1 protein-coding gene is annotated in these 945 nt (G+C 33.9%); it reads right to left on the bottom strand.

Annotation, left to right across the window (positions count from 1 at the left end; translation table 11 throughout):
• Positions 1–443 precede the first annotated feature (443 nt).
• The gene (locus M3226_RS31470) at positions 444–650 is read right to left on the bottom strand and encodes a LysR family transcriptional regulator substrate-binding protein (RefSeq protein ID WP_251573413.1); all 207 of its coding nucleotides are present in this window, start codon (positions 648–650) and stop codon (positions 444–446) included.
• Between the last annotated feature and the right edge of the window lie 295 nt (positions 651–945).

Genomic DNA, 945 nt, shown 5'->3' with positions numbered 1-945 from the left:
ACCATTATTCGATATCATATAGGGGGCACCTCTTCTGTATGGTATTGTGATTCTCGACAAATCAACTATACCAAATGAAGAGGTGTTTTTTCATGCCTATATTTAAAGTCTAGTACCATACTTTAACGGCTCCATACATTACACACATATAAACTCATTACATTTTTCCAAGTGCGAAAGTTGAGTAATAATAATAAAGTCATTAAAATATTTACTTGCTATTGGCAATACCTTTTTATCCTTGTATGCCAGACTAATTGTTCGAATGATAGATGGAGAGATTGGTTTTGTTATAATATTATAAGAACATTTAGTTAAGATGAGTTTAGGTAAGTTAGAAATCCCTAGAGATCTTTTTCAATTGTGGCCATAATGGCATAAAAGTCATATACTCGGTATTGTATACTAGGTTCATAGCCATTTTTCTTAAAATAAATTAATGTTCATTTCCCTACTCCTTCACCCAACAATATATAGGGTCCATTTTTTAAATCTTCAAATGAGACATTTGTGTATGCTGCTAAAGGCTGATTTGCTGGTAGTACTGCAACCATTTCATCTTTTTGCAGGGAGATGGTAGTTAGATTCGAAAGAGAGTTTGTATTCACAAACCCAAAGTCTACGCTTCCTTCCTTAATCCAATTAGAGATGTCCGTATAATTACCTTGGTGTAATTCGAAATGAACAGTTGGATACTGTTCCTTAAAGTTTCAATCCTGGTAGCCAATGACATGTAACACTAGAAAAGGTGCCAATACTTATGAATCCACTTTGTAGTCCCTCCAACTCTTTGCGCTTTTCTATCAATTCCTTATGCGAACTTATTAGCCCCAAAATGAACTTGGACAGTAAGAGTAAAATTTATTATACTGCTTAATGTACCAAGGAGGTTGACATCATGAAACGCACAAAACATTCCAAAGAGTTTAAATTACAAGTCATCAA

The sequence above is a fragment of the Neobacillus cucumis genome (assembly GCF_023715505.1).
This window is presented reverse-complemented; position numbering and strand designations above follow the sequence as displayed.